The sequence below is a fragment of the Lysinibacillus zambalensis genome, assembly GCF_040183165.1.
GTDB lineage: Bacteria > Bacillota > Bacilli > Bacillales_A > Planococcaceae > Lysinibacillus > Lysinibacillus zambalensis.
This window is the reverse complement of record NZ_JBEGDG010000049.1, coordinates 1-5297: the sequence shown is the minus strand read 5'-3', so window position 1 is coordinate 5297 and position 5297 is coordinate 1. Positions and strand designations below refer to the sequence as shown.

The 5297-nt window shown below is 37.9% G+C and carries 6 protein-coding genes; 3 read left to right on the top strand and 3 right to left on the bottom strand.

The genetic code is table 11. The features are described from left to right. Window positions 1-400 precede the first annotated feature (400 nt). The 3 genes from ABNX05_RS25910 to ABNX05_RS25900 all read right to left on the bottom strand — a co-directional run bounded on the left by ABNX05_RS25910 (window position 401) and on the right by ABNX05_RS25900 (window position 3629). On the bottom strand, window positions 401-2023 hold the full coding sequence (locus ABNX05_RS25910; protein WP_349662318.1) for an S-layer homology domain-containing protein: 1623 nt from the start codon (window positions 2021-2023) through the stop codon (window positions 401-403). A 195-nt stretch (window positions 2024-2218) separates the two neighbouring features. Then, complete coding sequence (locus tag ABNX05_RS25905) at window positions 2219-3385, bottom strand: endonuclease Q family protein (protein ID WP_349662320.1); 1167 nt, start codon at window positions 3383-3385, stop codon at window positions 2219-2221. 73 nt (window positions 3386-3458) lie between these two features. Continuing rightward, window positions 3459-3629: a hypothetical protein gene (locus ABNX05_RS25900; protein ID WP_349662317.1), complete on the bottom strand. Its 171-nt coding sequence runs from the start codon at window positions 3627-3629 to the stop codon at window positions 3459-3461. A 148-nt stretch (window positions 3630-3777) separates the two neighbouring features. Here ABNX05_RS25900 and ABNX05_RS25895 point away from each other — a divergent pair, with 148 nt between their 5' ends. The 3 genes from ABNX05_RS25895 (at window position 3778) to ABNX05_RS25885 (ending at window position 5094) form a co-directional block, all read left to right on the top strand. Then, complete coding sequence (locus ABNX05_RS25895) at window positions 3778-4356, top strand: TetR/AcrR family transcriptional regulator (RefSeq protein ID WP_349662316.1); 579 nt, start codon at window positions 3778-3780, stop codon at window positions 4354-4356. A gap of 70 nt (window positions 4357-4426) precedes the next feature. Continuing rightward, a complete protein-coding gene (locus ABNX05_RS25890; RefSeq protein ID WP_349662319.1) occupies window positions 4427-4780 on the top strand; it encodes a DMT family transporter in 354 nt (117 codons plus the stop codon). Further along, a complete protein-coding gene (locus ABNX05_RS25885; protein WP_079563631.1) occupies window positions 4780-5094 on the top strand; it encodes a DMT family transporter in 315 nt (104 codons plus the stop codon). The genes ABNX05_RS25890 and ABNX05_RS25885 overlap by 1 nt, the downstream gene beginning before the upstream one ends. Window positions 5095-5297 lie beyond the last annotated feature (203 nt).

Sequence of the window (5297 nt, the reverse complement as noted above, 5' to 3'; positions counted from 1 at the left end):
CAGTTAAAACATTTGTTGCTGTCGCTTCGCTTTCGCACAGTTAAAACATTTGTTGCTGCCGCTTCGCTTTCGCACAGAGCTTTCTGGGGGCGTCGGGCCAACAGATGTTTTTTGCGCGAAAGCGTAGTGCTAACGTAGCGACAGCGGCACGATGTTGGTCACGAAAGCGTTATCACAGGATGTGATGGTTTTAGCCTTCGTTCCTCTATCCCTACTCCTCAAGGAGTCCCCAACCGTAACGAAGATCAACTTATCAATATGGCATACTTTTCAACTAATGTTATCTCCAACTTTTAATAATGAGCGCCTAAACTGTACTAGATATCCATCGAAATAAAAATAACATATGCAAACGCCTAAAGGTAGAGGTTTCTATTCACAACCTCTACCTTGAATGATTTCATTTCTTTAATAGACTATTAAAATTTATAAATATTTTCGCTGCATGGCCTCGTTTTGTAGGAGCCTCGGGTGCAAATCCCCCTTCACTACCTATAATAATACCTTGCTCATATAACATAGTTATTGCATGTTTTGTTTCTTCGTCGTAAGAGGCAATATCAGAGAATGGGGCTTTCCCTTTCACAGCATAAGATTGCTTTTTCTCATATTCATAAGCACGATTAATCATTACTGCTAATTGAGCGCGAGTAACTGGCAGCCCTGGGCTAAACGTCCCATCCGATCCCTTAATTAGCCCATGTGCATACGCTGCTGCAATTTCTGACTGAGTTCCGACATCATAAATTGCAATGTCTGTAAACGGTGCCTGTTCATTCGTCGTTAAACCAAGACTTCTAACAAGCATCGAAGCGGCCTGTGCACGAGTAACAAATTGATCAGGTTTAAACGTACCATCTGGATACCCGTTCATAATACCCAATTCAGCTGCCTTCAATATAAACTCCTTTGCCCAATTCTTTTCTATATCAGTAAAGCTTAAATTTCTTCCCGTAGTAAAAGTAACTGTTGGACTTTGAACACTTTCATTCCCAGCCGCATCAACCGCTTTAATTGCTACCGTATATGCTGTATTCGCTATTAAATTATCCAACGTTATAGCGTTTATTGCAGCATCTTGTGTAAATGTTAGCTTACCGTTTACATATACTTTGTAACTAGTGACACCTACATTATCCTTCGCTTCCTGCCAGCTTAATTTTACCGTTGTACTATCCATCATGTTTGCTTGGATCGTTTTTGATACATCCCATAACGTACTTGTTTTAATCGCTGGTAAAAACGCCTCGTTCGCTACTGCTAAATAGCCTGCTTCACTTAAATGAATATTATCAGGGTTTGGTAAATAGCTTGGAACATCTTTTGCTACAATATTGTATGTCGGTACAAAAATGGCACTCGCTTTTTCAGCAGTTGTTTTTATCGTTGCATTCATAACTTTTAATAGCATTTTAAATTGTTGCTGTACATCCTCACTATAGTAAGGAAAAGAATTATAATAGCCCATCACATAAATTTGAGCATTCGGATTAAGCTTCTTAATTTCTTCTAATATAGCAGCAATATTTTTTATTGCTCCCTGGGAAGCTTTTAGCATCATTGCTGCATTAATGCCTGTTGTCTGAGACTCTTCTAAAATAGGTATTAAATCATTGGCACCAACGGTTAGTGTAATAATTTCAGCCTCTTTAATAGATGTGTGAACCTTTACCTTCTCACTTGGATAACCGAATCCTACCACTGACTTTTCCACATTATTTTGTATATCCATTAATACATCACTCGTTGTATAGCCTGAATTGGCAAAACCCTTATTATAAGAAGTAATTAAACCATCTTGCTGTAAAGATTGTGCAACAAAATCCGTGTAACCTAACCCGATCATACCAACCTCATTCATACCATGTGCTAAGGAATCACCCAGTGCTACATAATCTGCTTGATCTACCCAACTTGGCGCTATGTAGTCTCTTTGTTCCTCCGCATTTACACCTATTGGTACTACTAATTGACATGCCAGAATGCTAGCCGCTAAAAATCGAAATTTCTTTGATAATTGCACACCCTCACTCCTCCAAATTTTACTAATTACTATTTTAATATACAGGAGATGGAAATGGGCTAAAAAAGCGTAATTATTTTTAATGTTCATCACCAAAAGTTAGGATGACGTTTGTTAAAATGTACGCCATGTTTTCGTTCCGGCTGGGCGACTTCTTGGGGATCAGTGAACTGCGCCTATGGTGATGAACCTTTTTTATTCCAGCTGAACCTTCCCATAAATGCCGCCACCACCAACTTCAATTACCAATTGCCCCGTTCTTGCTAAATCAATCATCTTGGCAATTTTATGTGGCACGATTTGTTCGAGTTGTTCTAGCGTAACTCGATGCAAGATGTTCATCTCTGTACCAAATGCTTGTACTAATCGTTCCATCATTTTCGGCCCTAATCCTGGAATAAATTCTAGTGGTACTTGGTGAATATATGGTGGTCGTGCACGTTTATCAGTTACTTGCTCTGAAAGCTCCTTTATGCGTGTTGCAACCCCTTTTATAATTTGCGTGCTTTCACAGTTTGTACAAATTGTTGCAGCGGTGCTGAGCTGCTCACCACATTTTGCACAGACGGTTTGATGATATTTACCAAGCAAAGGATTTAAACCATAATTGGCTGTTACTGCTCGACCTTGTTGCTCATGAAGCGCCATCTTTAATTCTGTAAAATTTGCATTTGATAGTCTCAATTTTTGATACTCACGTGCAATTTTCCCAAGTGAATGTGCGTCAGAATTGCTAACAAATGTATATGCTTGTAGTTCTCTAATGTTACTCACCATTTCAGTATTGGAGCTTAACCCAAGCTCTATCGCATCTATAAGCTGAGGGTCAAAAACTTCTGTTAAACTACGATGTACACCTTTACCGAACAAACTTTTAAATGGTGTGAAGACATGGGCAGGAATAAAAAGACCGCCTAATTCATGAACCTTTTGCTGCAATGTTAGCCCATCACAATAAATTCGCTGAGAGCTTAAATGGATATTTTTCATATGATTAGACATCCAGTTTGAAAATTCCCTCATAAGCGAAAGTGTTGGAAAATAAGCAAGCACATGGATGGGTCCAAGGCAACGCTGATCATATACTTCAATTTCAGAACCTGGAATAAGTGTAGTTTCTTGAAAACGAAGTCCTCCCTGTTCCAGCTCCTTCAGTTTACCCTGTTCTATCATCTTTGCCATTTCATCCATTACTTCTGGTGAATGACAATCAATAATCCCGATAATTTCTAGTCCCTTTCTTGCGCTTGAAATCTCTAAAATTCTCGCTAGCGTTAACGTTTTACTGCCAGTTATTTTAACAGCACGTCCACTTGAAGTGCGTCCAATATGAATATGTAAATCTGCATAGAAATCCTGCATCATTGTAACCCCCTATCCACTCTTTAAGTGAAATAAAAAAACCTCACATTGCTGCAAGGCATTTTATTCGTAATTATGATGGATGATTGCTGTTAGTGCTATTATTTGACTCAAAGGCACCCGAGCCTTGTGATGGCAACGTTGAAGAATCATAGGCTACTAAGGTCACCCCAATGTTCTTTTCTAGCTCATTAATTCTTTCAAGCTGTTGCTGATTTAGTTGCGCAATTTTTATCTCTTCCATTTTCATCAAATCCTTTCACGAATAAAGTTCCCTAAATAAGAAACATATATACACAGAAAACAATGACTGATTGTCAGTCATTTTTCGTTGACTTTATTTCAGCTATTTTGTAACATAATAAATAAGCAGGCTAAAAGCGAGGGATTCCATGTCAAAAGAAGAGAAAATTATTCAAGCTGCAATTGAAGTTTTTCGTGAAAAAGGAATTGAAAAGACAAAGGTTTCAGATATCGTAAAAGCTGCAGGTATTGCGCAAGGGACATTTTATCTTTATTTCCCATCAAGGCTTTCAGTTATGCCAGCCATTGCAAAAGTTATGGTTGAGAAAATTATTGCTGCTATAAACGATGGTATTTCAACACAGGAGCCTTTTGCAAAGCGGCTTGAAAAGTTAGTAGATATTGTATTTTCACTAACAGAGGAATATCGAGATGTATTTGCACTTATCTATGCTGGTATTACACAAACCGAGCATATGAAAGAATGGGAAAATATATATGCTCCCTATTACGAATGGATGAATAATTTCTTATACGAGGCTCAACAAGAAGGAACGATACGTGAATCTCTAAACACTACACGTTCTTCTAAACTTATTATCGGTCTAGTAGAATCTGCTGCTGAACAAATTTACTTGTATGATGACAGTGAAGAAGAAACAATTAGACTTCAAAAGCTTGAGCTCCTCAACTTTTTACATCATGCACTCGGTTTACGTCACGCCTAAGTGACGTTCTCTTTTACACTAAAAATGACTGATTGTCAGTCATAATCATGGATAAATGAAAGGAATAACTATGCAAAAAGATTGGGTTTATGTTGGATTAACTAGTTTGTTTGAATTGTTTTGGATATTTGGTTTTAATGTTGCCGGTGCTTGGTGGCATTGGATTATTATTGTGTCCTTAATTGCGTTGGATTTTCATTTCTTATCGAAGGCTTGTGAAAACTTACCTACTGGCACAGTTTATGCGACTTTTGCAGGGGTCGGTGCAATTGGTACTACATTAATGGACATTTTTATTTTCGATGGTGAGTTTAATACGATAAAAGGAATTTTCATGTTTATTTTAGTATTAGGTGTTATTGGTCTTAATTTAGCTGATAACCCTTCAAAAGATTATGATGAAAAGAAAGGAGCTAATGCATAATGGGCTGGTTACTTGTTTTATTAGCCGCAATTTCAGAAATTATCGGTGTTGTAGGTTTACGCTTTTATAGTCAGAACAAAACTATACGTAATTTATTAATATATGTGGGCGGCTTTGGTATGTCCTTTGTGCTTTTATATACCTCCTTTAACTATCTACAGTTAAGCATTGCCTATGTAGTGTGGATTGGTATTGGTACAGTTGGGGCTGTTCTCGTGAATATTATATTCTTCGGTGAATCTAAAAACCTGACTCGAATTATTAGTATCATCGCCATTATCATTGGTGTGGCAGGCTTAAAAGCAGTATCTTAATTTGTCTTCAATTCTAAGTAAGTAAATGTGTCCTAAAGCTTATGGCTCTTTGGCACAGCGAGGGGTTGATTTCCGTTCCGACTAGGTGCTTTGTTGCTGACGCTTCGCTTTCGCACAGTTAAAACATTTGTTGCTGACGCTTCGCTTTCGCACAGTTAAAACATTTGTTGCTGACGCTTCGCTTTCGCACAGTTAAAACATTT

Bases quoted from the DNA above. Each gene is read 5' to 3' on its own strand.
- ABNX05_RS25905 (WP_349662320.1), bottom strand. From the start codon at position 3,385: ATGCAGGATTTCTATGCAGATTTACATATTCATATTGGACGCACTTCA.
- ABNX05_RS25900 (WP_349662317.1), bottom strand. From the start codon at position 3,629: ATGGAAGAGATAAAAATTGCGCAACTAAATCAGCAACAGCTTGAAAGA.
- ABNX05_RS25895 (WP_349662316.1), top strand. From the start codon at position 3,778: ATGTCAAAAGAAGAGAAAATTATTCAAGCTGCAATTGAAGTTTTTCGT.
- ABNX05_RS25890 (WP_349662319.1), top strand. From the start codon at position 4,427: ATGCAAAAAGATTGGGTTTATGTTGGATTAACTAGTTTGTTTGAATTG.
- ABNX05_RS25885 (WP_079563631.1), top strand. From the start codon at position 4,780: ATGGGCTGGTTACTTGTTTTATTAGCCGCAATTTCAGAAATTATCGGT.